The organism is Brevibacterium sediminis (genome assembly GCF_013623905.1).
Classification (GTDB): Bacteria; Actinomycetota; Actinomycetes; order Actinomycetales; family Brevibacteriaceae; genus Brevibacterium; species Brevibacterium sediminis.
The window spans coordinates 1-23,526 of record NZ_JABKDD010000025.1; the positions used below are offsets into that span (position 1 = coordinate 1).

Consider the following 23,526-nt stretch of genomic DNA (forward strand, 5'->3'; position numbering starts at 1 on the left):
AGTCGAAGAAGGACGTTATCCGGTGCATCAAGCGGTATGTGGCCCGAGAGGTGTATCGGATTCTCGAAGCGACGAACGTGAGGTGCGAGGCCGCTTGACAAGCATAGAAGGATCCTGACGGCGGCTCAGCAACCTCGCGCGAGGCTGCTGAGCCGCCGTCAGGTAGTAATTCAGAAGGAGGGGAGGACGGAGCCGTCGGCCCACTTCTTCTCGATGAACTTCTTCACCTCGGGGGAGTGGAGCAGCTCGTCGAGCTTCTTGATGTTCTCGTCGTCCTTGTTCTGCGTGCGCACTGCGAGGAAGTTGCCGTAGGGGTTGTCCTCGGCCTTCTCCAGCAGGATGCCGTCCTTGGCCGGGCTCAGTCCGGCCTCCAGGGCATTGTTGCCGTTGATGACCGAAGCATCGACGTCTTCGAGGGTGCGTGCCAGCTGCGCGGCGTCGGCCTCGACGAAATTCACGTTCTTCGGGTTGTCCTCGACGTCGGAGAGCTTCGCGTCGACCGCGTCCACGCCGTCCTTGAGGGTGATGAGCTTCGCGTCTTCGAGCATCTTCAGCGCGCGACCCTGGTTCGACGGATCGTTGTTGATGCCGATCTTCGCGTTCTTCGGGATGTCCTTGACGTCCTTGATGTCCTTCGAGAACAGCGCGAAGGGCTCGAGGTTGATGGGCTTGAACCCGGTGATCTCGTAACCCTGGCCCTCGACCTCGGAATCGAGGTACGGCTTGTGCTGGAAGTAGTTCGCGTCGATGTCGCCGTCGTTGAGCGCCTTGTTCGGCAGGGTGTAGTCCGTGTACTCGGTGACCTCGATGTCGAGGCCGGCATCCTCGGCGAGGTTCTCATCCACGTAGCGCAGGATGTCGCCCTGCGGCACCGGGGTCGCACCCACGGTGAGCTTCGTGATGTCGCCGTCCTTCTCACCGACGGAATCGGTGCCGCCGCCGACGAGTCCGCAGCCCGAGAGCAGCAGAGTCGCGCTGGTCGCGATCGCAATGAGCTTGGTCTTCATGGTTCTCCTTGAGATGTGTGTCGTGTGGTGAAGAGTGCAGTTGAGGTGGGAGTCGCCGAGGCGGCTCACCGGTGGTCGACCGCGCGGGCCAGCCGATCGCCGATGAACTGGATGATCGTGACGATGAGGACGAGGACGATGATGCAGGCGATCATTGTGTCCGCCTGGTAGCGCTGATAGCCGTAGGAGATCGCCAGCGCACCCAGACCGCCGCCGCCCACGGCACCGGCCATCGCGGTATAGGACACCAGCGTCACCGAGGTGACCGTGGCTGCTCCGATGAGACCGGGCAGAGCCTCGGGAACGTAGACCTGACGGATCACCTGGCCGTTCGAGGCGCCCATCATCAGTGCGGCTTCGATTTTGCCTTCGGAGACCTCGCGCAGCGAGTTCTCGACCAGACGGGCATAGAAGGGGATCGCGCCGATCGTCAGTGACACCACGGTCGCCTGCCAGCCCAGCGCCGAGCCGACGACGAATCGGGCGAAGGGGATGAGGGCGATGATGAGGATGATGAAGGGGATCGAGCGCGTGATGTCGACGATGAAGGACAGCACCCGGTAGACGACCGGGTTCGAGTTCAGCCCGCCCTTCGACGCGGTGAACAGCCAGATGCCCAAGGGCAGTCCGAAGAGGACGGCGAGTCCGGTCGACCAGGCCGTCATGAGCAGAGTCTCGATGGTGGCCGGCCACATCTGATCGGTGATCGCCGGGTTGTCGAACCATGTGGGATCGTTCATCAGGCAGCCTCCTCCGCATAGATTCCATCGGCCTTCAGTGCGCTGATCAGCTCTTTCGCCTGTTCGGCCGAGTCGACGGAGAAGCGCAGCCGACCGACCTGGCGGCCTTCGATCGTCTCCACGGCTCCGGCGAGGATCGCCTCGGCGCTCGCTCCGGCATTCCGTGCGGCGGTGAGCACGGTGGGCAGATCGGTGCCGGCCAGGGACACCTCGACGAGGTGGCTCGCCCCGTCGTCGAGGCTGACCGGAGGCAGAGGGACGAGATCCTTGGCCAGAACCGATCCGGGCTCGGCGATGACCTCGGCGAGTTTCCCGGTCTTGGCCACGCGCCCCTCGGCGAGCAGCGTCACGGAGTCGCAGATCTCGCGGATGACGGACATCTCGTGGGTGATGATGAGGACGGTGATGCCCAGACGGTCGCGCAGCGAGCGGATGAGGCTGAGGATCTGATCCGTCGTCGTCGAATCCAGCGCCGAGGTGGGCTCATCGCACAGCAGCACCTTCGGCTCTGCGGCCAGTGCTCGGGCGATGCCGACGCGCTGCTTCTGTCCTCCCGAGAGCTGAGCCGGATAGTTGTCGACGCGGTCGCCGAGGCCGACGAATTCGAGGAGCTCCCGGGCCTTGGCCAGGCGTTCGGCCTTCGGCACTCCGGCGATCTTGAGCGGGTGGGCGACGTTCTTCAGCGCGGTGCTCGAGTCGAGGAGGTTGACGTGCTGGAAGACCATGCCGATGCTGCGACGGGCCTCGCGCAGTCCGGCACCGGACTGGTTCGTGAGGTCGACGCCGTTGATCGACACCGTCCCGGAGGTGGGGGACTCGAGCCCCGTCAGGCAGCGGATGAGCGTGGACTTGCCGGCGCCGGAGCGGCCGACGATGCCGTGGATCTCTCCGGCGGGGACCGAGAGGTCGATCTCCTCCAGGGCGACGGTCTCTCCGAACACCTTCCGCAGTGCGCGCAGTTCGATCACAGGCGCCTCCTCGTGTGGTTGACGAATGCCGCGCACGGTGGTGGACGGCAGAGATTTGGGGATGGGCCGGTCTACGGTCCAGTAGGGCCGACGATTCAGGATGACAAGGAATCGCCTCGGCGGCGTCATGAGATGTCATAAAAGGACGCATTGGCGGCTCATCGTGACGAAGAACTCACTGCGGCGGGGAAGGGCGTTGTTGCTCTCTTCGGTGTCAACTGATCTCGACCGCCTCGGCGGCAGAGATGACGAGACGGTGAACGGCGGTCGAAGTCGGGGCAGAATCCAGCAGCATTTTCCTCCGACGTAACCCGATGTCCATGTCCGGGGCGTACCTGTGGTTGATCGACAGGTTCGCTTGCCCGGTGTACCCGGCGGGCGGACGAGCTCCACGACGGGACCGGTGAATGTACGAAGAATCGAGCAGGATCGCGGCGATCGTTCCCTGCCACAACGAGGAGATCACCGTCGCCAAGGTCGTCGGCGACCTCAAGGCCGCCGTCCCGGGCATCACGGTCTACGTCTATGACAACTGCTCGAGCGATCGCACCTCGCAGCGCGCTGCCGAAGCCGGTGCCATCGTGCGCAAGGAGAACGTCCCCGGCAAGGGCAATGTCGTACGCCGCGCCTTCGCCGACATCGATGCCGATATCTACGTGATGATCGACGGCGACGATACCTACGAGGCGGCCCACCTGCCCGAGATGATCGACACCCTGATCTCCGGCCCTTACGACCACGTGCTCGGTGTTCGCCAGGACAATCAGGAGACCACGTCCTACCGTCCCGGCCACGAAGCCGGGAACAAGATGTTCAACCGGCTGACCGGGTGGCTCTTCGGTTCGCAGGTGTCCGATATGCTCTCGGGCTACCGCGTCTTCTCCCGCCGTTTCGTCAAGTCGTTCCCCGCGATCAGCCGCCGGTTCGAGATCGAGACCGAGCTGACCGTGCACACGATGTCGCTGCGCCTTCCCACCACCGAGGTGGCCGTGGACTTCCGTGACCGACCCGACGGAAGCGAGTCGAAACTCTCGACCTTCAAGGACGGGTTCCGCATCCTCGGGCTCATCTCCGCTCTCGTCCGCCACGAACGACCCCGCCTGTTCTACGGCACGCTGACGGTCGTGCTCGCCGCCCTGTCGCTGGTCTTCGGTCTGCCCGTGGTGTGGGAGTTCTGGCAGACCGGGCTCGTGCCGAGGTTCCCGACTGCGATTCTTGCCACCGCGCTCATGGGGCTGGCGTTCCTTCTCGGCAGCGTCGGCCTGACCTTGGACGGTCTGCGCAGGGCTCGCCGCGAGACTTCCCGCCTGGTCTATCTCAGCTTGCCCGCGGTGACCGGTCGACCCGTCACGCAGCGTCAGACGCCGCAGCAGACTGCTCCCGCGGACCGAGAGTTTTCAGCCCCGGAGGCAGAGATCTTTGCCGACGCAGCACGGATGAAGCCGAACCGGCAGGTGCGGGCACGCTTCGCTTCATGAGTCGTTCTGCTATTCGCAGGTGGCTGACGTCCCCGCTGGCATGGGACCTGCTGCTTGCTCTCTTCACCGTTGCATGGTCGTTTATCTTCCTGCGCCTGTTCTGGCCCGGCCGGGTCAACGTCGATATCGCCAATCAGTACTTGCAGGCAACCGGAAAGATCCCGTACTCCGATTGGCATGCGCCGGTGATGAGCGCGGTGTGGAGAATCCTCATCGACATCACCGGAGACCCGGGCAGTCTGCTCATGTTGCAGGTCGGCCTGCTCGCCGCGGCCGCGTGGGGGATCGGGGTGTTCGTCCACCGATCTGGGGCGCCGAGGTGGGTGTCGCTCTTGGGTCCGACCATCATGGTCACGCCCTGGGCCGTCTCCCAGATGACGACGCTGTGGAAGGATTCGCAGATGGCCGTGGCCATCCTGCTCGCCGTCGTCCTCATCATGATCACCCGCTTGGTCCCGAAGACATGGCTGCTGTGGCTTCCGGCGCTGGCCCTCCTCGTTTACGCGGTGGGGGTGCGCAAGAATGCGGTGTTCGCGGTCGTCCCGATCGCCGTGTACGGCGGGTGGTGCCTGGTGCATCTGTGGCGCCATCGGCGAGGACGATCTGGAGACTCTGCCACGTCTGCAGGCTCCGCGAAGAAAGGACGCCCTTTTCTGCTGACGGCGGTTTCGTCGCTGATCGTGCTCGGACTCATCGGCGGAGGCGTCAAAGTCACCGACGCGGTCATCGACTCGCAGATGGGAGTGACGAAGACCGGCCAGATCTCACAGATCTTCCTCGACGATGTGATGTTCTCCGTGCCGGAATCTCGACTGCAGTCGTCTGACGCGCCCAGAGCGCTCAAAGACCACATCAGTTCTGCGCGCGACAAATGCCTGAAGAGAGGCGAGATCTGGGACGCCTACTGGAACTGCTACGGCAGAGGCACGACTGGGAAGGCATTCAGTCCCATTGCCTACCAGGATGAGCTGAAGTCGCTGTGGTTGAGCGAAGTCGTCACTCATCCGGTCAGCTACATCGAATATCGGATATCGGTCTACTCCTCCTACTTCTTCACCTCGAAGCTCGAATACTGGGAAGCCGACTGGGACGGCGATGCCCAGAAGGCACGCTTGCCCGCAGGGAGCGCAAAGGCTGACTACATCTTCCGACCGTATGTCGAGGACTTCGCGCTGGGAACTTTCCCGATGCTCTTCAAGCCCTGGTTCTGGACCCTCGGCGCCGTTCTGCTGCTCGGTCTCGGGTACCGATCGCACAGCCGCACCCGTCGCGAACTGAACGCGTCTGCCCACCGGCCGCGGTCCTTCTGGTCCGAGATCACGGTCCTGGCCGCCTCGGCGCTGTGCTACATCTTCGGGTACTTCCCGATCGTGCCGGCGAATCATTTCCGGTACACGTTCTGGCCGGCGCTCGCCGTCACCTTCGCGTTCGTCCTCTGGCTCGCCCAGCGCCGCATCCAGCGAGTCCGAAACATCGGGCCATAGACTGAGTGCAGTTATGAAAGAGTCATTCTCGGACCGTCTCCGGCGCCTGGCGGTGGAAGCCTTCAAGTTCCTCACCGTCGGCGGGCTCGGCTATATCGTCGACGTGGGCCTGTCGAACCTTCTGGCCTACGGGTTCGGTCCGATCCCCGCCCTCCTCGAGGGCAGTCCGATCAAGTCGAAGATCATCTCGACTATTCTGTCGATGATCGTCGTGTGGATGGGCAATAAGCTCTGGACCTACGGCGACCGGACCACGAACTCGAACATGCGCGGCATCGTCCTGTTCGTCGCGGTCAACCTCGTCGGCATGATCATCACCGTCATCCCCCTCGGTGTGACCTGGTACCTGCTCGATATGCGCGACCAGCTCACCTACAACATCTCGACGAATGTCATCGGCATCGGACTGGCGATGATCTTCCGCTTCTACGCCTACCGCACTTGGGTATTCAAGGACCAGGCCCCCGACACCGAGGTGGTCGTTCCCATGGAGGAATCGAGCCAGGTCCCCGACGACCGGGGTTGAACGCGGCGGGCGCGGTCATCGACCCGGCCCTGCAGGGCCCCGGCTGTCCCTCTGGCCAGCTGTCCCTCTGGCCGGCGACCTACTTCCTCAATCTCCGGTAGGCATGGGCCGAGAGCGGCACGAAGACTGCGGTGATGACCAGCGGCCAGGCGACTGCGGCAAGCAGGCTGTAGTCATCGAGCCACCCGCCGGTGACCCCAGTGGGATTGCCGAAGAGCTCGCGCACTGCCGTCGCTGTGGCCGATATAGGATTCCACGACGCGACCGCGCCCAGCCAGTTCGGCATGAACTCGGGGGCGGCGAAGACGTTGGACAGGAAGCCGATCGGCCACACCAGCACCTGCACGAGAACTGTCGCTCCTTCGTGCTTGCCGACGGTGAGTCCGAGGTAGATCCCGATCCACAGAACGGCGAACCGCAGCCACAGGAGGAGGACCACCGCCAGCAGCCCGGCCAGTGGGGAGTTCGTCGCCCGCCATCCCAGGAGCAATCCGCCGATGAGGAGGATGACGATCTCGACAGTGGAGCTGACCATGTCGGCACCGGCCCGGCCCAATGAGACCGAGGCATCGCTGATCGGCATCGACCTGAACCGGTCGGTGATTCCCTTCTTGGCATCATTGGCCATAGTCGTCATGGTCGTTTCCACGCCGAACATCATCGCCAGAGTCATCATCCCCGGCAACAGGAAGTGGATGTAGTCGCCGCCTCCCGGCAGTTCGATCGAACCGCCGAAGATGAAGGCGAAGACCAGCAGCAGCATGATGGTGAAGAGCAGATTGAAGATCGGCGTCCAGGGTTGGCGGCCCCAATGGGCGAGGTCTCTTCTGCTGAGGATCAGGCCCTCTCGAACGATGCTCATGCGTCCTCCTTCTCGGTCAGGGCGAGGAATACCTCGTCCAGGGTGGGTCTGCGCAGAACGATGTCGTCTGCGACGATTCCGGCGGCATCGAGCCGACGAACGACGGCGCTGAGATCTCCGGCACCGCCGGCGGCAGGGCAGGTCACGACGCCTGTGTCCTCGTCCAGTGCGATCTCCGGACCGTCCGTGGAGACTAGGGCCGTTCGGATCGCCCGAGCCTCAGACGCTGTCGCCCCCGTCACCTCGATCCGGTCCCCGCCGCGGGCTCGTTTGAGTGCGGTAGGGGTTCCTTCGGCGATGATGCGCCCGGACTTCATGATCGAGATGCGGTCGGCGAGAGCATCGGCTTCCTCGAGGTACTGGGTGGTCAGCAGCACCGTCGTGCCCCGCTCGGCGATCGCGGTGACCGAATTCCAGACGTCGATGCGACCTCGCGGGTCGAGCCCGGTCGTCGGTTCATCGAGGAAGAGGACCTGTGGATCGAGGATCATTCCCACCGCGATGTCGAGCCGCCTGCGCATCCCACCGGAATAGGTGCTCGCCGGGCGCTCGCCTGCCTCGGCAAGGCCGAAGCCTGCCAGCAGCTCATCAGCACGCCTCGCCGCATCGCGACGCGACAGGCCGAAGAGCTGTGCAAACATGACGAGATTCTGACGCCCGCCGAGAATCTCATCGAGCGCCGCGGACTGGCCGACGAGACCGATCCGTCGCCGCACCTGACCCGGGTCAGCACTGACATCGAGGCCGGCGACCTCCGCCGTTCCCGCTTCGAGGGTGATGAGGGTGCTCAGCGCACTCACCAGCGTTGACTTCCCTGCTCCATTGGGTCCGAGGAGCCCGTGGATCGTGCCGGCCTGAATCTCGATCTCCAGCTCGTCGAGGGCCCGGACATTGTCATAGTTCTTGACCAGCCCGGTCGCCCGCACTGCTGGGCGACCGCGGTCCTTCTCCACTGCTTCACGCATCTGCAATCCTAACTATGTACAGTGTACGAATTAAGGTGGACTGAAACAGTGTACACCGCACGGAGTAGACTGCAAGCATGGATTCGAAATCAGATGGTTCGGGATTCGATCCCGAGTCCGTGGACGTCGTGCTCCGCCTGCTGTGGCGCGAGCACCTCGAAGTCGCGCCCGGCAGACGTGGACCGCGCCGCAAGCTCAGCGTCGACGAGATCATTGCGGCCGGTGTCGCTCTCGCCGACGCCGAAGGGCTCGAGGCGCTGTCGATGCGCAAGGTCGCCGAGGCGGTCGGAGTCTCTGTCATGTCGCTCTACAGCTACGTTCCGCACCGGTCGGGGTTGATCGGACTCATGGTCGACGAGGTGATCGGCCGAACCGCTCTGCCGGAACTCCCCGAGGGTGTAGGGGAGCGACTGCGCATGATCTCCGACCTGTTGTGGGACGAGTACCACCGCCACCCGTGGTTGGTCGCTGCCCAGTCGCACAGACCCTGGATCGGCCCCCATACCTCCGCCCGCTATGAGTGGGAGCTCGGGGCGCTCGAAGGGATCGGCCTCGACGACATTGCGATGGACCACACCGTCGCACTCGTCGAGTCGCACGCTTCGGCCAGCGCCTCGAACAGCATCAATGCACAGAAGCTTGCCGACGACTCCGGCGTCAGCGATGTGGATTGGTGGAACGCCAACGCCCCGTTCCTCGAACAGGTCATGCCCGACGAGGGATATCCCGTCTCCGGGAGAGTGGGCTCAGCCGTGGGCGAGGCCTACCAGGCAGTGACCAGCCACAGAGCGGTCTATGAGTTCGGTGTCGAGACGATCATCGCCGGCGTGGAGGCACGCCTCTCGGCGCCGGCGTAGGTGAGAAGAATGGTCGGCCAATGCGAAATCATGGTCGCAAACGGACAGTTTCCGGCGGGCGGCGGGCGAAATGTCCGATGGTGACCTATTCTCGGGGAGTGTAGATGCCAGCGGACCAGTTCAGCGGGCGTAGCGGAGCCTGCGGTAGGCGGCGATGATCGGTGCGGGGGTGACGGTGCGCAGTTCGGCCCTGATGAGCATCCGCTTCTGCTTGAGCAGTGCCGACCGACGGTTCGGCAGTTGACCAGCCCGTGCTCGGGTGGCCAACAGCCCCAGATCTCGGCGCAGCTGTCCGTCTTGCGCGTGGAAGTAGTTCTCGGTCAGCCATTCCGGGTCAGGGAATCCGATTGATCCGGCGGCGACTTCGGCCAATGTGCCGGTGGCACCGGAGTCTGCGAAGACCTCGTTGAGCAGCTCGGCGTTGAAGCCGAAGTCCGAGATGAGCAGGGTCGGAATGCCCCGATCGATGGATTCGAGTGCCGCAGTCGAGGACACCGTGATCAGTGCCGAGCCGTCGGTGAGGAAATCGCTGAGAGGACCATATCCGAGCTCGATGCGCTTCGCTCCAGGCACTCTGCGGGTGCGGAAGTCGTCGAGGATCTCGAAGTAGGAGTGCTGTTCGTGATGGGTTTCGAACTCACCGGGACGCGACCGCATCTTGATGACCGCCGTCGAATCCGGGTGCCGGTCGGCGAACTCGGCCAGTGCCGCGATGATCGCCTCACGGTCGGCTCGCTCGGCAGGAACCTTCGCCTGCGGGGCGAAGAGCAGAGTCCGTGGGGCCGCAGGGGCACCGGTTCGTGCGGCACCCGCTGAGGACGGCGCGGTGGCGTCGGATGGTGGGGTCGCCTCGGCGAGGGGTTCCGCAGGTGCCGCGAGCTTCGGTATGCCCTCCGAACGCAGCATCGGCAGGCGCGCCAACAGAACTTCGCAGGGCACCTGCGACCGGGCACTCGCTTCGGTGTAAGCGGCAACCTCGGCGGAGGAATGGGCGATGAACGCATCCATCAGACGGCGATAGTTCATCCCCTTGCCGCTGGCAGGCAGACCCATTCCGGGCAGCCCCGAGATCAGGGCCGGACGGTCAGCGCGGGTGTGCGCGGTGAGGAAGACCTGGGCGACGATCGGGCCGGTGGCGGCACCGAGGACGATATCGGGGGAGTGATCGGCGATGACCTGCGCGAGGTCGGCCCGCGCGATGACGGGGACCTCTCGGTGTTCCCAGTCGGTGCCGGCGACGGCGCTGGCGATCTGCTCATCTGTCGGCAGAATCGGATTGTCGACGAGGAACACGCGTCCCTCCACGTCGGGCAGGGACGACAGAAGCTGGGTCGCCCACTTGAGATAGGACTCACTGTCGGAAATCGAGAGGATGCGGATGGGCGCAAGCCCGGCCGATCGCCGAGGCGGGAGCACAGGACCGTCCGCAAAGTTCGACTGCGACGACTGACCGTCCGCGCGGGTGCGTTCGGTCAGGTGTGAGGGCCGTGGCGGCGCGTCGGAGAGCGACGGCGGCATGATCGGCCCGCTGTAGTGGGGATCGCCTGGTTCAGGAATCGTCATCTGCCTTGACTGACTGGGCGTTGAGGGACTTTCGCAGACTATCGGGTGAGGCGCCGGTCCACCACTTCGCGGGGATCTCGGTGACGTCGATGGTCACATCCGGATTGAGTACGGCCAGGGACACCGCTGCCGTCGACGGCAGGCTGCGGATCGTCGAGTCCGGCGGCAGGTTGATCAGCCGCAGCTCGATGGGCAGGCCGAGATGCTTGATCCTCACGCGTTCGTCCTGGGCGAGATCGGCGAGGAATTCCTCGGTCTCACGGCGGTGCGGATAGTAGGTGATCGATCCGTGAGTGTCGATGATGTCATCGACCCACGCCCGGTAGGCAAAGGCATCGATGAGACCGTCGGCGGCCAGGGACGAACCGATGACCGGATTGTCCCGGGGGTGGCTGCCGCCGGTGGGCAGAGTCTGGAGATGTTCGAACCGGTGGCGAGTGATCTCACCGCCTGATTTGAGGAAAGCCTTGCGCAGCGGTTTCGCCACCGGCAGCGCCGTGTGCCAGCGCAGCTTGCCCACAGTGGCGAGGTGGCGAAGCCGGTCGGCGACGTGAGCGGCCATGACCGTGCGCGAAGCTTTGAGCTTCTGCCGGGGACGGACGAGGGGACCGCGCTTGGCGGTGAGGATCTCGATCGCAGAGTACGTGGCCAGACCGTCATCGAGAATGACGACCTCCGGCAGACGACGTTCCAGGTATGCCAGCGCCAAGGCTCTGTGCACCTGACCGGAGCAGGCATCGCCGAGGTAGATCCGGTCGAAGTTCGTCTTCCGCAACACTCCCGGTTTCGCCCCATCTCGCTCGAGGCGGACATTCTTCGGCAACCAGGCCGGATCGAAGGCATCGAGGAAGGACGTCATGCCTTTCGCGCTCGCCCGGGCCCGAATGAGCAGATCCTCCGTCGGCTCATGTGATTCGAGCGCCGAAAGGAACTGCAGTGGGGATTCGACGAAAGCGACGGCGCTCCGGCGCTTCTTCTTCGGTGTCACCGCTGTTGGATCCGTTTCATGATGCGTTGTTGTTTTCTTGCCACCGCTTTGATCACGAGCGTTCCCGATCGTTTGATCATCCGCTTCGGAGCAAAAGCCTTCGACGTGCTGCCCGGCAGAGCGAGCGCGGTCAGGCGTCGGCGTTTGAAATAGCGACTGAATCGGTCGGCTGACTCGCCGCGGCCTGTGCTGACGCCGAAGACCTCTGTGAGGAAGTCTGTTGCCGCGTCACGCAGATCGTGCGACAGCGTCGGTGCCATGCAGTAGGTGACGGCTGCGAGCAGACGCCCCAGCTGCGGATGCGCGTCGGTCTTGTCCGGGGCGCTGCCGTCGCAGATCTCGGAGATGATCGTCAATGGGATGCGATTGCTGTTCTGATAAGGAGCGATGGCTTCGAGCAGCAGATCCGTACCCACAGCCAGGGCAGGTACCTGATAGATCTGGCGAGCAGTCATCAGTGCGGTGGAGAACCCGCCGACGATGAGGTCGGGAGCCAGACGATCGATGATGACCTCGGCCATGACGGGCAGGTCGAAAAGCTGCAGAGTGATCCCGAGTCTCTGTGCCGCCTCGAACAGTGGTCCTGTCTGCGAGGGAGGAGCGGCCGGGTGCGGTTTGAACACCACGACTTCCATTCCGCGCGCAGCGGCGGACTCGATCATGTCGATGTGCAGCTGCGTCTCTTCCTCAGAAGTGATGAGTCCGAGCGCCGACAGATACTGGCCGACAACCAGTGCCCACGGACGATTGCTCGACGGCGCGGCGCTGAGAACCCCTCCCAGTTCGTCCTCCAGCGCTTCGGCCGAATGCTCGCCGAGCTCGCGCACCACACCGGTGAACGACTCGACACCCAGTGGGCGGTGGACGATTCCGAACTCGCGGAGCAGCTTCGGCGAGATTCCCGGCACCAGTGGCAAGTAATGCAGCACGGACATCCGCTGACCGTTCGTCAGCGGAATCTGATTGCGGGTCGGGCCGAAGCTCATCAGTCCGTCGGCATGTACCCTGATCGTCGCGCGGGAGAACACTCGGCCAAGCGCAATGGCCGGGTTGACCTGGGGTGATTCGATTACGAGTTCGATCTCGTCGGTATCGTCCAACCCCCACCGGCCACGCAGATACGATTCCACGACCGGCAGATCCGTATGATCGGGCCGCCATGACGAAGGATGGACGTGCAGAGGCGCGAGCGCCTCATTGAGGTTGACGACCCGATCGAACCGGGCGATCAACGAGGCGGCTCCCGGCGAATCGACGAAGGATTCCGAGAGCTCCATGACCACGGCGTTGTTGCTGACCAGAAGGATCCGTTCGGTCGGAGCCGGGGTGTCCTCGGGCGCGAATCCATCGGTTCCCATCAGCGCCGGAGCCGCCGGCCGGTCGTAGTCACCGCCATCGATTCCTGCCGCCAAGCAGACGAGTTCGAACAGGGTCGAGGCCAGAAAGATCTGTTTCACTTCACCATCTCCAGCATTAACGAAGGTGCGTCATTGAGGTAGCTGCTGACGTTGAGCTGTCGTCCCTGTTTCTGCAGAACGAATTCCTCACGCAGATACTCTGGCGGAATCTTCGCCGAAATCGTTCGTGCACCCCTTCGCAACTGGTTTCGCAGGGACGCCGGCGACGCTGCGAAACGATTGATCTGATGGTCGAGGATTGCCAACCAGTTGCGGATCGCCTTCGGCCACAGTCGGTCGGCGTCCGGCTCGGAAGCGACGAGATCGAAGATCTGCCCGAATGCGCGGATGAAATCCAGCTGTCGAATGTCGACGATACGCGACAGAGAACCCGCCATCCCTCTTCGATAGAGAATCCCTGGAGCATCGACGACCGCGAAGGACTCGGCCTGCAGGTGCAGTCGCCAGATCCAGGACCGGTCTTCGGCAGTCATGAAGTTCTCCGGGAAATGGAGGATCCCCTGTTCGAGCACTCGCCGGTGGAAGATGCCGGCCCAGGCGAACGGATAGTCGACCATCGTCGATTCGTAGACGGGCAGGATCCCCACCTTGGGATCCAATGGCACGTCTCGGACCGACATCGGCGCGAGTTTGCGCACCCGCTTGGTCCCCTCGACCGTCGTATGGTCACAGCGGATGAAATCGACTCCGAGCCTGTGGGCTGCGGCAAGCATCGAGGACAGATGCCCCGGGGCCAACCAGTCGTCCCCATCGAGGAAGATGATGTGCTCTCCCCGGGCAGATGCCAGGCCCTTGTTTCGGGCATTGGCAAGTCCCGTCGCCTCCGGGTTGGTGAGGACCTCGAAATGAGGGAACCAAGTGCTGAACTCATCGAGCAGCTCCGGCGTCTCATCACTTGATCCGTCATTGACGAAGATCAGCTGAGTGCGGTCCCAGACGGGGCCCTGCTGCCTCAGCGAACGGAACAGCGTGCTCAGGTAGGGGGCACCATCTTTTGCGGGAATGATGATGCTCAGGTCGAAATCGGTCACGGGCCTTCTCCGAAGATTGCGGTCATGGGATGGTCCACCAGAAGATCAGTGGATCGATCGGACATGGAAGAGCCACCTCGGCGCAGAAAATCCTCGCCGAGGTGGCTCAGCCGATTGCTCAGGCCGTGACCTTGCGCAGGGAATCGATCTTCGATTCCTCGCCCGGCATGACGCGCTTGACTCCGTCGCCGAATGCGGTTTCGAGGACGCGGACGCCCTTGACGAGGGAGGCGAACTCGCGCGGTTCCATCGACGCGGACTGGTCGGATCCCCACATGGAGGAGTCGAGGGTGATGTGGCGTTCGATGGTCACAGCACCCAGTGCGGCTGCGGCGAAAGAGATCTCGAGGCCGAGCTCGTGGCCGGAGTAGCCGACGGGAACACCGTAGCGTTCGCGCATGGCCGGGATGGCCTTGAGGTTGACCTCTTCGGGCGGCAGCGGGTAGGTCGAGGTGGCGTGCATGAGCACGAGCTTGTCGCGGTCGAAGACCTCGACGGCCTTGTCCAGAGTCTCCCAATCGGACATGCCCGAGGAGCACAGGACGGGCTTGCCGGTGGCGGCGATCGCGCGCAGCAGCTCGAAGTCCGTCAGCGAGGCCGAGGCCACCTTGTAGGTGAGCGCATCGAATTCGTTTTCGAGGAAGTCGACGGAGTCGGTGTCCCATGGGGACGCGAACCACTGGAGTCCGACTTCCTTGGCGTAGCGGTCGATCTCGGAGTATTCGTCGATGCCGAACTCGACGCGGTGCTTGTAGTCGATGTAGGTCATCTCGCCCCACGGGGTCGAGCGCATCTTCGACTTCTGGTGTTCGGGAACGGCCACCTCGGGGTTGCGTTTCTGGAACTTCACTGCCTGCGCACCGGCGGTGACGGCGACATCCATGAGCTGCTTGGCGATGTCGACGTCGCCGTTGTGGTTGATGCCGATCTCACCGATCATGTACACGGGCTGGTTCGGGCCGACGAGGTGCTCTCCGATGGCCACGGGGGCGAGTTGATCAGTCATGAAACCTGCTTTCGGTTGGCACGCGAAATCTCCGCGCGGTTGGTGAACTGCGGCTGGTGCCGCGGGACGGATGGTTGCTGGTCGGGGAAGGCGGACGCGTGGCCGGACAGGGCCGCCGACTGGTGGCCGGCCGGGCGTCCTGACTGGTGCCCTGCCAAGGTCGATGGGTTTCCGGTGGGCGACCGCAGTGAGGTCAGGGTCGGATTCGGCAGGGGGTCGGCCGCCTCGGCGGGGATGGGAATGAGGTCGCAGACCTCACGCACCGCACCCCGTCCGCCTGGCCTGTCGAGGATGACGCGGGCGGCGGCGAGGACGCGCGGGTGGGCGTCGGCGACGGCGATGGGCCAGCCGACGACGTCGAAGGCCTCGAGGTCGTTGATGTCGTTGCCGACGTAGGCGACGCGGGCCGGGTCGAGGTCGTTGGCGGTGATCCACGCGTCGAGGATGCTGGCCTTGTTGTCGATGCCCTGGGCGACGTCGACGCGCAGCTTCTCCGCACGGCGGGTCACGACGGGGTTGCGTTCCTTCGACAGGATCATCACGGGCACGCCGGACTTCACGAGTCGGGAGATGCCCATGCCGTCGCCGCGGTGGACGCGGACCTGTTCGTTTCCGTCCTCGTCGACGTAGGCGCCGTCGTCGGTGTGGACGCCGTCGAAGTCGGTGACGAGGGCGTCGACGTCGATGACCTGCGCGGTCTCCTGCGTCGAGGCGATGGCGCGGACGAGGGTGAGGTCGGACATGTCGTCGATCTCGCGGGCGTGCTCGGGCGGGACCTCTTCGATGCCGATGCGGCCGAAGAAGCGGTGCTCGTGCTCGATGAGGCCGGAGGTGCGCATGACGTAGAACGCGCCGGTTTCGTTGAAGTGCTTGGCGCGGTCCTGGCGGCGCGGCCGGAAGCTGGCTTCGTGCCCGACGGCCACGGCCTGGGTGTCGTCGTCGAGGCGCCACAGGAAGGAATGGTCTTCGACGGCGGAGAAGACGACATCGGCGTCGTCGTCACGGACCGTGCGCACCGCGTTCTCGATCGAGGCGGAGTCGATGAAGGGGGAGGTGCACTGCATGAACACGGTGATGTCGAAGTCCTCATCGAGGGTCGACAGTGTGTGGATGAGAGCGGATTCGCTGGTGGCGGTGTCGCCGGCTATCTCGGCGGGGCGGTGGGCCACCTCGGCGCCGGCGCGCAGGGCTTCGGCTGCGATTCCGTCGTGGTCGGTCGAGACGATCACGCGGTCGATGCTGGGGCTGGCCTGGGCGGCATTGATGGCGCGGGCAAGCAGGGAGATTCCGGCGACCTTCTGCAGGTTCTTCAGCGGGATGCCCTTGGATCCTCCGCGCGCGGGGATGATCGCGACGGTGCGGTGGGGAGTGGGGGAGGTGGTGCTGGTTGATGCGGTGGTGCTTTCTGCCGCCTGGTTCGCGGCCACGGTGGTGCGCGCATCCGGCTTCATTTCCGACTGAAACTCGGTTGCGTTGGGCTCGTAGGTCGTCGATTGGTCATTCACAATGATTCGACGCTAACGACGGGGTGTTACCTCAAGGTGAACACGCCATGTCGCCAAGGCGACCCTTCGATGGCGAACCCGTGACGGATGTGCCGGTGGGCCGTGGGCGGGGCCGTGCGGCGACGTTCAAGCCGGCCCCTGTGCCCGCGGGCGGTGGGTGCTGAGTGGGCAGAGCCGGTGGGAGTCTCATCGACTTTTGGGCAGGTGCGCGAAAACGTCTCATAGACTTTTGGACGAATAATCCGGTTCGAACATGAGTATCTGATCAAAAGTCGATGACGAATGGGACAAAAGTCGATGACGCGCGGCCCGAAGCTGCCGGTGGGGTGATTCGACGGAGCCAGTGCGGTGCGTGGGTGCACGCCAACGTCAGCCGATCAGCGCCAGGTGATGTTCCACATGCGGTCGTTCCAGGCCGAGAACGGGATGACCTCACCGGTGTAGACGGGCCAGAAGTAGGCGAAGGCGAGGATCGCTGCGACGAGGATGAGCCCGACGCTCAGTCGCCTGGCGAACAGCGCCGCGGAGATCCGCGCGAAACGCTGCTTCGTCGACGGCCCTGGCGACGCTAGCCCACGAACCGGAACCCGACCCCAGACGAGGGTCAGACAGTACGTCACGGCCAGCACGACGAAGGGCACCATGACGATGGTGTAGAAGGTGAAGATCGTCCGCTCCTGGTAAGCGAACCATGGCAGCCAGGTCGCTGCCAGCCCGGCGAGGATGACGGCGGGGCGGACGTCCCGGCGGATGATCCACACGATGAGGCAGACGAGCACAGCCAAGGCGGCCCAGCCCCAGATCACAGGGTTGCCCACCGAGGTGATCGCCGAGGAGCACTTCGCGACCGTGCACCCCATATCGCCCCGGTCGTAGGACTCGTAGTAGAACGACGTCGGCCGCCACTGCACGATCCAACCCCACGGGTTCGACATGTACGGATGCTCCGAGTCCAGCCCGACATGGAACGAGTACGCCGTGTAGTGATAGTGCGCCAGCGACGGCAGCCAATCCAACCACTGCGGCAGCGCGCGCCACCAGCCGAAATTCTCCGCAGCCCACTGTCGGTCCCACGCGTCATCCGAACGGATCCACCCGGTCCAGCACGCCACATAGGTCACGAGCGCGATCGGCACGAGCTTGAAGAACGAGGGAATGCTGTCGCGGATGAACATGCCCAGCCACGGATGCACGACCCCGGCCCGATACCGCGAATGCACATCCCACAGGACGATCAGAATCCCGAACGCCGCCAGCGCATACAGACCCGACCATTTCACCCCCGTAGCCAGGCCGAGACTGATCCCTGCAGCGAAGATCCAAGGCCGCGCGCCGAGGCGGGGCCCGAAGTTGATCACGTCCCTGGACTTCGTCCGACGCCGACGTCGGGCTTCCGCGGTGGGCGGGGCCGCCTCGGGGAGTGGGGCGGCGGAGGTGATCGACTCGTTAAGTTCGGTCGGGAAGGTTCGGGGGACCTCATCGGGGTCGGATGGGGAGGAAGCGGCCGCCTCGGGGAGGGGATCTGGATTCTGCAGTGTGCGGGACGGAACGGAGCTACCGATCTCCGCGGTGCCCTGGGTCCAAGCGGCCAGACGCTTCGTCACCTGATCGCGGTCGAGAAGGATGAAGAAGAAGGCGAGGAGGACGAAGGCCATGAGCACGATGTCGAGCAGGCTCGTGCGGGAGTGGACGAAGTGCTCGCCGTCGATGGCGAGCAGGCCGGCGGCGATGCAGGCGAAGAACGCCGAGCGGAAGAGCTTCCAGGCGATGACGCCGAGGAGGAAGATCGTCAGGGTGCCGATGATCGCCACGGTGAAGCGCCAGCCGAACGAATCGTCGGCGCCGAAGAGGTCGATGCCCCACCCGATGAGCCATTTGCCCAGCGGCGGGTGGACGACGTATTCGGGGGTGGGCTCGATGACGCTGGGATCGCCGGCGTTGAAGGAATCGTCGGCGTTCTCGGGCCAGGAGCGTTCGTAGCCGAAGTTGAAGACCGAATAGCCGTCCTTGACGTAGTAGGTCTCGTCGAAGATCAGGCGGTGTGGGAAGTCGAGGCGGAAGAGTCGCAGGGCCGCACCGATTCCGGTGATGACGAGCAGGGCCGGCCACATCCACAGCGGTGCTCGGGTGGCCCACATGCCGGCGTGGAAGGTTTCGCGGCGCATCGCAGCGGCGCCGGAACGCACCTTTTCGCGTTTCCTCGCCAGGCGCTCGCGGGCGATGCGCCTGGTGGGGGGCGGGGAGTCTGCGGTGTGAGTCATCGGAGTCCAGTTTAGAGATCTCGGCGGGCAGGGCTCTCATGCGACCCGCAGGGAAGGGCGGGGCATTGGGAGTGATCGGGCCGACGAGGTGGGGTCGAAGGGGAGTGTCGGGCGGGCGTAGGTCGGGGAGTGAGGGCGTGCCGGGTGGGGCCGACGAGGTGGGGGAGTGAGGGCGTGCCGGGTGTGGCTGGCGTAGGTCGGGAGGGGGAGACCGGCATGAGGTTCGGCACCTTGAGCAGGATTCTTGGGCATTCGCCACCGTGCATCACTAGAGTAGTGGGAGACAGCCGGAGTCAGAGCGAATGGTGCACAACGTGTCGAACAACCCCAACTACCGCCCGAGCGATCCTCCCCAGGTCGGCTCGCAGCAGTTCAACAACAACTATGGGTCCCAGCCGCAGTATGGTCAGGGACAGTCGGGTCAGTACGGATCCGGTGCCGGACAGTACGGGTCCGGTGCGGGTCAGTATGGGTCCGGTGCCGGACAGTATTCGCAGGGACAGCCGTATGGGCAGCAGAACTCCTATGGACAGTCCGGCGCCTACGGTCAGCAGAACGCGTACGGACAGTCAGGCGGATACAGCCAGCCAGGTGCGTACAGCCAGCCGAACGCCTACGATGCCTACAGCCAGTCGGGCGCGTACAGCCAGCCGATGACCTACGGCGCGCAGCCGGTCTTCGTCCGGCCCGCACCCAACAAGATGGCCGTGTGGTCGATGTGGATGGGCATCGCCGGTATCGGCGGCGGATTCGTCTGCGGCCTGCTGTCGATGATCCCGGTCATCGGCATCATCTTCAGCATCATCGCGATGTTCCTGTGGATCGCACCGGTGCTCGCCGTCATCTTCGGCCACATCGGCCTCGGCCAGATCAAGCGCACAGGCGCAGAAGGCCGCGGACAGGCGATCGCCGGGCTCATCATCGGATACGTGACCATCGCCCTGGGGCTCATCATGGCGATCGTCATGATCGGCATCCTGGGCATCGGCTTCTTGGGCATGATGAGCAGCTACTGAGCCGCCCCGCGTGACCTCGGCGCTGCTCCGGATGACTTCGGACGGGTGCCGAGGTCACGCTCGATTCGGCGGTCGGGCCGCTCTGCACGTCCCCGACTTCGCCTGCCCGGGGCCTTGCGTGCGCCCCAAGGCCACGCGGGTACGGGACGGTCGGGCCGCCTCGGCGAGGGGAACCTGCAACCTGTGGTGCAGGACTGCAACACGATTCGGCCGCCGCGCTCGCTGCACGTGGGTAGCGTTGATCTCAGACATCGGGACACCCGTCGAGGACGGCCCCGAGCAGATTCAAAGATCAACGACAGCCAGCGGAACGGAACGGACATGAATACTCGCGTACTGCCTCTCGGGAACACCTACACCGGATCGAAGGGTTCGGTCCACGCCCCCGTCGCAGTCCACATGCCCGCACCGGTTCATACTCCGGCCCACCTTCATGCCCTGGTCCAGGCCCCCGTGACGTACGGAAACCGAGCACCGGTCGTTGTCTACCAGCAGGTGGCGCCGACGAATTCCTCGTCGATCGTCGCGCTGGTGCTCGGCCTCATCTCGTTCATTTCATCGTTCTTCTTCCTCGGCTTCGTCGGCATCATCTTCGGACACATCGCCCGTTCGCAGATCAAGGCCCGCGGAGAGCGCGGCAACGGAATGGCCGTGGCCGGGCTATGGCTGGGGTATCTCAGCGTGATCTTCTGGGTCGTGTTCTGGCTGCTCTACTTCGGCGTCATCGCGCTCGTCATCGGCGCCTCGATCGCGGCCGGAAACGCAACCGTCAGCTGAGGCTCGGGATTCCGGGAAGCCCACCCCGGCAAACGACCTGGCGCACGGCCTCAACGTCCGACACACGCGCCCGCCCCGGCATCACATCGCAAGGTGCCCACCCCGCCAACTGTGATTGACCTGTAACCGCCCCGCCTTTTGCCGCCACCGACGACTCTGTACCGTTGAAGGCAACCACAAGGAGACTTCGCTATGAGCAGCCAGAACAACTGGAACAACCCGGACATGTACTATCAGCAGCCCCAATCGAACGCGGGCGGCTCGTACGGTGCCCAGTCGTACAGTCAGAACAGCGCCTACACGGCCAATGCGCAGTACGCCGGCGGACCCGGCTACGTGTACCAGCAGCTGCCACCGACGAACGTGCTGGCCATCGTCGGCATGTGCGCCTCGATCTTTGGCGTCATCTCGTCCGTCTTCATCGGCGGCATCGCCGGCATCATCATGGGCCACATCGCCCGCAAGCAGATCCGCGAACGCGGAGAACGCGGCGACGGCATGGCCATCGCGGCCCTGTGGGTCGGCTACATCGGCACCATCCTCTGGATCCTTTTCTGGGTCCTCTACGTCGGGGTATTCGTCCTCATCTTCGGCGCGGCAATGGTCGGCGCGGGTTCGACCAGTTGAGTTCAGACTCCTTCGCGTCCTCCGACCAGGGCGTCGATGCGGATCGTGGAATCGGTGACGACGACAACTTCACCGAGGCGGCCGTCCACGGAGCCGACGACAACTCCGCCGAGGCGGCGCCGTCCGACGACATCGACCTGACCGATGACGCGGGGCCAAGATTCGGTCCGAACCTCACCGGCGGTCGACTGATCCTGGTCGGGACTCCGATCGGCAACCTCGGCGATGCGAGCCCGCGGATGCGGGAGGCCATCGAAACTGCCGATGTCATCGCCGCCGAGGACACGCGGCGGTTCCTGTCGCTCGCGCAGCGACTCAACCTCACGCACACGAAGCGTGTCATAAGCGTCTTCGACCACAACGAGGGCCACCGCGCTCCCGAACTCGTCGATATCATCGCCGCTGGTGAGACCGTTGTTCTGCTCTCCGACGCGGGGATGCCCGCCGTCTCCGACCCCGGCTACCGCGTGGTCAAGGCCTGCGCCGAGGCGGGACTTCCGATCACGTCGATACCGGGGCCATCCGCGGTGCTCATGGCGCTCGCGGTCTCGGGACTGCCGAGCGACCGGTTCAGCTTCGAAGGGTTCCTGCCGCGCAAGTCCGGGCAGCGCAAGACCCTGCTGACCGAACTCAAGACCGAGAAGCGCACGATGGTCTTCTTCGAAAGCCCACACCGCATCGCCGATGCGATGGACGACTTCGCCGAGATCATCGGCGTCGACCGGCCCATGGCCATCAGTCGCGAGCTGACGAAGACCTACGAGGAGACTCTGCGCGGAACCGTCGGTTCACTGCGCGATCAGGCCGCTGGAGGACTGCGCGGGGAGTTGACCCTCGTGCTCGCCGGTGCCACCGAGGTCGAAACGGCTCCGGAGGACCACCTCGGCGAGGTCAGCGCACTGGTCGACTCCGGTTCGCGTGCCAAGGACGCGGCCGGGCAGGTGGCGAAGAAGTTCGGCCTGTCCAAGCGCGACGTCTACGAGGCCTGGCTCCACCGCGAGTGACACGACTCGTGCGCAATCGGCTGTGGATAGCCGGCAGCCCAGTTTCGGGTGGATAGCCCATGGCAGAAAGTGGGCTATCCACCCAAAACTGGGCCATCAGCGCGGTTGAGATACTCCCCAAACGAGCCTGGTGCGAAAGGCACGAGCCGCTGTGAAGCCGGTCGACGACTCGACTCGAACGCTGACGCCTGTTGATTGACTCTTTACTGAGGCGCTGTCACCGTGTGGACGCCGAAGCTGATTCCACAGCAACAGGATTGAGCATTGCTGAATCAATGCGGATTTCGGCAGTGTGCCGGCATGAAGAACAACGTCGTGTATTTCACGGACCTTCGCAATGCTGGAGCCTCATCGGCAGACATCCGCAGCGCTTTGGGCTGCTGTCTGCGAAAGCTCTCTCGTGGAGTCTATACAGTCGTCAGTCGTTGTGAAGTCCGTGCCCACCGATACCTTTCTCCCTTCGCCACAGACTCGGATTGGATGACGTATCACGAGGAAGGACGCGACAAAGAGCGGTCCCAGCAACGCAGATACGAGGCGAATCTGAAGCGTCTGCAAGTCCTCCACTATCCCCACTACCGCGCAGGAGACATCGTGTTCGGGATTTCGGCGGCCCGGCTGCACAGAATCGGTATGTTCGACGAGCCGGACGAACCAGTGTCGGTGTTCCATCCCATATCAAGCACCAAGTCACCCGAGCTGATCAGGCGACGCAGAACAATCGCAGCTGAAGACGTCTCCGAGGCGGAAGGGCTTCGCGTCACTACTCCGGCTCGAACTGCCTTGGATCTGCGGGCCGAACTCGGCAGCGCTGCGGCGTTTGCCGCGATGGAACAGGTGGTCAGATGGCATCTTCTCGGCGACGACGAGGATCTGATCTTCAGGCTCGGGTATCCGGCACACCTGCTGGACGAGGTTCCGGGTGCAGTCGCAGCTCTGTTCGCAGCGCCCATTGACCGCCTGGCACGGGGCGCAAAGGTGGCTGCGAGACTGGTCTCACTCGCATCACCGTTGTCCGAAAGCTATTTGGAGAGCAGAGCCGCCTTCAATCTGCATCTTCTGGGTCTGCACGACTTCGTGCAACAGGTGGATATTGCCGATGGCAGGCGACTTCTCACGAGACTCGACTTCCTGTTCCGTGACGATAGAGTCGCACTCTACGTCGATGGGACGCAGAAGTACGTCGACGGCGGCTTCGACGTCATGAACAAGGAGAGCCGACAGCACAATCGTCTGCTGGCGATGGGCTATAAGATCGTGCGCTTCAAATTCAATGAAGTTCTGGACCCGAAGACCTTCGGACAGAAGCTCTTCTTACAGGCACCTGAACTACGTCGTCGATGTGGAAAACCGCTGGTTCTGTGAGCTGGTGTCCAGGTGCGAACTGTTTCAGCCCAGTCCGAGGTGAGCCGCCCATCTTCAAACGTGGGCTACTCACCGCAA

The 23,526-nt window shown here is 64.0% G+C and carries 21 protein-coding genes; 9 read left to right on the forward strand and 12 right to left on the reverse strand.

Going from position 1 to position 23,526, the window contains the following annotated elements; genetic code table 11:
• Positions 1–170: 170 nt before the first annotated feature.
• From HK108_RS17805 to HK108_RS17815, 3 genes are all read right to left on the reverse strand, one after another.
• Positions 171–1,007 (reverse strand): MetQ/NlpA family ABC transporter substrate-binding protein, encoded by an 837-nt coding sequence (locus tag HK108_RS17805; protein WP_181272500.1) that lies wholly within the window; start codon positions 1,005–1,007, stop codon positions 171–173.
• A 65-nt stretch (positions 1,008–1,072) separates the two neighbouring features.
• The gene (locus HK108_RS17810; RefSeq protein ID WP_139908750.1) at positions 1,073–1,747 is read right to left on the reverse strand and encodes a methionine ABC transporter permease; all 675 of its coding nucleotides are present in this window, start codon (positions 1,745–1,747) and stop codon (positions 1,073–1,075) included.
• Complete coding sequence (locus tag HK108_RS17815; protein WP_181272501.1) at positions 1,747–2,715, reverse strand: methionine ABC transporter ATP-binding protein; 969 nt, start codon at positions 2,713–2,715, stop codon at positions 1,747–1,749. Before HK108_RS17815 ends, HK108_RS17810 begins: the two co-directional genes overlap by 1 nt.
• Before the next feature lie 407 nt (positions 2,716–3,122).
• Here HK108_RS17815 and HK108_RS17820 point away from each other — a divergent pair, with 407 nt between their 5' ends.
• Genes HK108_RS17820 through HK108_RS17830 form a run of 3 tightly spaced genes read left to right on the forward strand, consistent with a single transcriptional unit; the run spans position 3,123 to position 6,203 of the window.
• Positions 3,123–4,193, forward strand: a complete 1,071-nt coding sequence (locus HK108_RS17820; protein ID WP_229664254.1) for a glycosyltransferase — start codon at positions 3,123–3,125, stop codon at positions 4,191–4,193.
• Positions 4,190–5,677, forward strand: a complete 1,488-nt coding sequence (locus tag HK108_RS17825; RefSeq protein ID WP_181272502.1) for a hypothetical protein — start codon at positions 4,190–4,192, stop codon at positions 5,675–5,677. The genes HK108_RS17820 and HK108_RS17825 overlap by 4 nt, the downstream gene beginning before the upstream one ends.
• 13 nt (positions 5,678–5,690) lie before the next feature.
• Positions 5,691–6,203 carry a GtrA family protein gene (locus HK108_RS17830; RefSeq protein WP_181272503.1) on the forward strand — a complete coding sequence of 171 codons (513 nt, stop codon included), beginning with the start codon at positions 5,691–5,693 and terminating at the stop codon, positions 6,201–6,203.
• A 79-nt stretch (positions 6,204–6,282) separates the two neighbouring features.
• Here the strand turns inward: HK108_RS17830 and HK108_RS17835 are convergent, their stop codons facing one another.
• Together HK108_RS17835 and HK108_RS17840 are read right to left on the reverse strand one after the other, a co-directional pair.
• The gene (locus HK108_RS17835; protein ID WP_181272504.1) at positions 6,283–7,065 is read right to left on the reverse strand and encodes an ABC transporter permease; all 783 of its coding nucleotides are present in this window, start codon (positions 7,063–7,065) and stop codon (positions 6,283–6,285) included.
• Positions 7,062–8,030 carry an ATP-binding cassette domain-containing protein gene (locus tag HK108_RS17840; protein WP_181272505.1) on the reverse strand — a complete coding sequence of 323 codons (969 nt, stop codon included), beginning with the start codon at positions 8,028–8,030 and terminating at the stop codon, positions 7,062–7,064. The genes HK108_RS17835 and HK108_RS17840 overlap by 4 nt, the downstream gene beginning before the upstream one ends.
• Before the next feature lie 77 nt (positions 8,031–8,107).
• On the opposite strand from HK108_RS17840, the gene HK108_RS17845 reads away from it, so the two are divergent.
• On the forward strand, positions 8,108–8,887 hold the full coding sequence (locus HK108_RS17845) for a TetR/AcrR family transcriptional regulator (RefSeq protein ID WP_181272506.1): 780 nt from the start codon (positions 8,108–8,110) through the stop codon (positions 8,885–8,887).
• Positions 8,888–9,007: 120 nt separating this feature from the next.
• Here HK108_RS17845 and HK108_RS17850 read toward each other — a convergent pair whose 3' ends face one another.
• The 7 genes from HK108_RS17850 to HK108_RS17880 form a co-directional block, all read right to left on the reverse strand.
• On the reverse strand, positions 9,008–10,450 hold the full coding sequence (locus HK108_RS17850; RefSeq protein ID WP_229664255.1) for a DUF6716 putative glycosyltransferase: 1,443 nt from the start codon (positions 10,448–10,450) through the stop codon (positions 9,008–9,010).
• Entirely contained in the window at positions 10,437–11,438 is a 1,002-nt protein-coding gene (locus HK108_RS17855; RefSeq protein ID WP_062243292.1) for a polysialyltransferase family glycosyltransferase, read from the reverse strand. The genes HK108_RS17850 and HK108_RS17855 overlap by 14 nt, the downstream gene beginning before the upstream one ends.
• A complete protein-coding gene (locus tag HK108_RS19165; RefSeq protein WP_181272507.1) occupies positions 11,435–12,895 on the reverse strand; it encodes a polysialyltransferase family glycosyltransferase in 1,461 nt (486 codons plus the stop codon). Before HK108_RS19165 ends, HK108_RS17855 begins: the two co-directional genes overlap by 4 nt.
• The gene (locus HK108_RS17865; RefSeq protein ID WP_181272508.1) at positions 12,892–13,887 is read right to left on the reverse strand and encodes a glycosyltransferase family 2 protein; all 996 of its coding nucleotides are present in this window, start codon (positions 13,885–13,887) and stop codon (positions 12,892–12,894) included. Before HK108_RS17865 ends, HK108_RS19165 begins: the two co-directional genes overlap by 4 nt.
• 118 nt (positions 13,888–14,005) lie before the next feature.
• A complete protein-coding gene (locus HK108_RS17870; protein ID WP_139908744.1) occupies positions 14,006–14,893 on the reverse strand; it encodes an N-acetylneuraminate synthase family protein in 888 nt (295 codons plus the stop codon).
• Positions 14,890–16,344 carry an acylneuraminate cytidylyltransferase gene (locus tag HK108_RS17875; RefSeq protein WP_181272509.1) on the reverse strand — a complete coding sequence of 485 codons (1,455 nt, stop codon included), beginning with the start codon at positions 16,342–16,344 and terminating at the stop codon, positions 14,890–14,892. The genes HK108_RS17870 and HK108_RS17875 overlap by 4 nt, the downstream gene beginning before the upstream one ends.
• Before the next feature lie 431 nt (positions 16,345–16,775).
• Positions 16,776–18,659, reverse strand: a complete 1,884-nt coding sequence (locus HK108_RS17880; RefSeq protein ID WP_229664256.1) for a dolichyl-phosphate-mannose--protein mannosyltransferase — start codon at positions 18,657–18,659, stop codon at positions 16,776–16,778.
• A 314-nt stretch (positions 18,660–18,973) separates the two neighbouring features.
• On the opposite strand from HK108_RS17880, the gene HK108_RS17890 reads away from it, so the two are divergent.
• The 5 genes from HK108_RS17890 (at position 18,974) to HK108_RS17910 (ending at position 23,448) form a co-directional block, all read left to right on the forward strand.
• Positions 18,974–19,675: a DUF4190 domain-containing protein gene (locus tag HK108_RS17890; RefSeq protein ID WP_229664257.1), complete on the forward strand. Its 702-nt coding sequence runs from the start codon at positions 18,974–18,976 to the stop codon at positions 19,673–19,675.
• A gap of 321 nt (positions 19,676–19,996) precedes the next feature.
• Positions 19,997–20,452 (forward strand): DUF4190 domain-containing protein, encoded by a 456-nt coding sequence (locus HK108_RS17895; protein WP_181272510.1) that lies wholly within the window; start codon positions 19,997–19,999, stop codon positions 20,450–20,452.
• Between the two features lie 192 nt (positions 20,453–20,644).
• Positions 20,645–21,079, forward strand: a complete 435-nt coding sequence (locus tag HK108_RS17900; RefSeq protein WP_139468379.1) for a DUF4190 domain-containing protein — start codon at positions 20,645–20,647, stop codon at positions 21,077–21,079.
• Between the two features lie 131 nt (positions 21,080–21,210).
• Positions 21,211–22,083, forward strand: a complete 873-nt coding sequence (gene rsmI, locus HK108_RS17905; RefSeq protein WP_229664258.1) for a 16S rRNA (cytidine(1402)-2'-O)-methyltransferase — start codon at positions 21,211–21,213, stop codon at positions 22,081–22,083.
• Between the two features lie 300 nt (positions 22,084–22,383).
• Complete coding sequence (locus HK108_RS17910; RefSeq protein WP_181272511.1) at positions 22,384–23,448, forward strand: type IV toxin-antitoxin system AbiEi family antitoxin; 1,065 nt, start codon at positions 22,384–22,386, stop codon at positions 23,446–23,448.
• Positions 23,449–23,526: the final 78 nt, after the last annotated feature.

What these genes read in the sequence shown, in the direction of transcription:
- HK108_RS17805 (WP_181272500.1), bottom strand. Translation starts at nt 1,007, where the DNA reads ATGAAGACCAAGCTCATTGCGATCGCGACCAGCGCGACTCTGCTGCTC.
- HK108_RS17810 (WP_139908750.1), bottom strand. Translation starts at nt 1,747, where the DNA reads ATGAACGATCCCACATGGTTCGACAACCCGGCGATCACCGATCAGATG.
- HK108_RS17820 (WP_229664254.1), top strand. Translation starts at nt 3,123, where the DNA reads ATGTACGAAGAATCGAGCAGGATCGCGGCGATCGTTCCCTGCCACAAC.
- HK108_RS17825 (WP_181272502.1), top strand. Translation starts at nt 4,190, where the DNA reads ATGAGTCGTTCTGCTATTCGCAGGTGGCTGACGTCCCCGCTGGCATGG.
- HK108_RS17830 (WP_181272503.1), top strand. Translation starts at nt 5,691, where the DNA reads ATGAAAGAGTCATTCTCGGACCGTCTCCGGCGCCTGGCGGTGGAAGCC.
- HK108_RS17835 (WP_181272504.1), bottom strand. Translation starts at nt 7,065, where the DNA reads ATGAGCATCGTTCGAGAGGGCCTGATCCTCAGCAGAAGAGACCTCGCC.
- HK108_RS17840 (WP_181272505.1), bottom strand. Translation starts at nt 8,030, where the DNA reads ATGCGTGAAGCAGTGGAGAAGGACCGCGGTCGCCCAGCAGTGCGGGCG.
- HK108_RS17845 (WP_181272506.1), top strand. Translation starts at nt 8,108, where the DNA reads ATGGATTCGAAATCAGATGGTTCGGGATTCGATCCCGAGTCCGTGGAC.
- HK108_RS17850 (WP_229664255.1), bottom strand. Translation starts at nt 10,450, where the DNA reads ATGACGATTCCTGAACCAGGCGATCCCCACTACAGCGGGCCGATCATG.
- HK108_RS17870 (WP_139908744.1), bottom strand. Translation starts at nt 14,893, where the DNA reads ATGACTGATCAACTCGCCCCCGTGGCCATCGGAGAGCACCTCGTCGGC.
- HK108_RS17875 (WP_181272509.1), bottom strand. Translation starts at nt 16,344, where the DNA reads ATGAAGCCGGATGCGCGCACCACCGTGGCCGCGAACCAGGCGGCAGAA.
- HK108_RS17880 (WP_229664256.1), bottom strand. Translation starts at nt 18,659, where the DNA reads ATGACTCACACCGCAGACTCCCCGCCCCCCACCAGGCGCATCGCCCGC.
- HK108_RS17895 (WP_181272510.1), top strand. Translation starts at nt 19,997, where the DNA reads ATGAATACTCGCGTACTGCCTCTCGGGAACACCTACACCGGATCGAAG.
- HK108_RS17900 (WP_139468379.1), top strand. Translation starts at nt 20,645, where the DNA reads ATGAGCAGCCAGAACAACTGGAACAACCCGGACATGTACTATCAGCAG.
- HK108_RS17910 (WP_181272511.1), top strand. Translation starts at nt 22,384, where the DNA reads ATGAAGAACAACGTCGTGTATTTCACGGACCTTCGCAATGCTGGAGCC.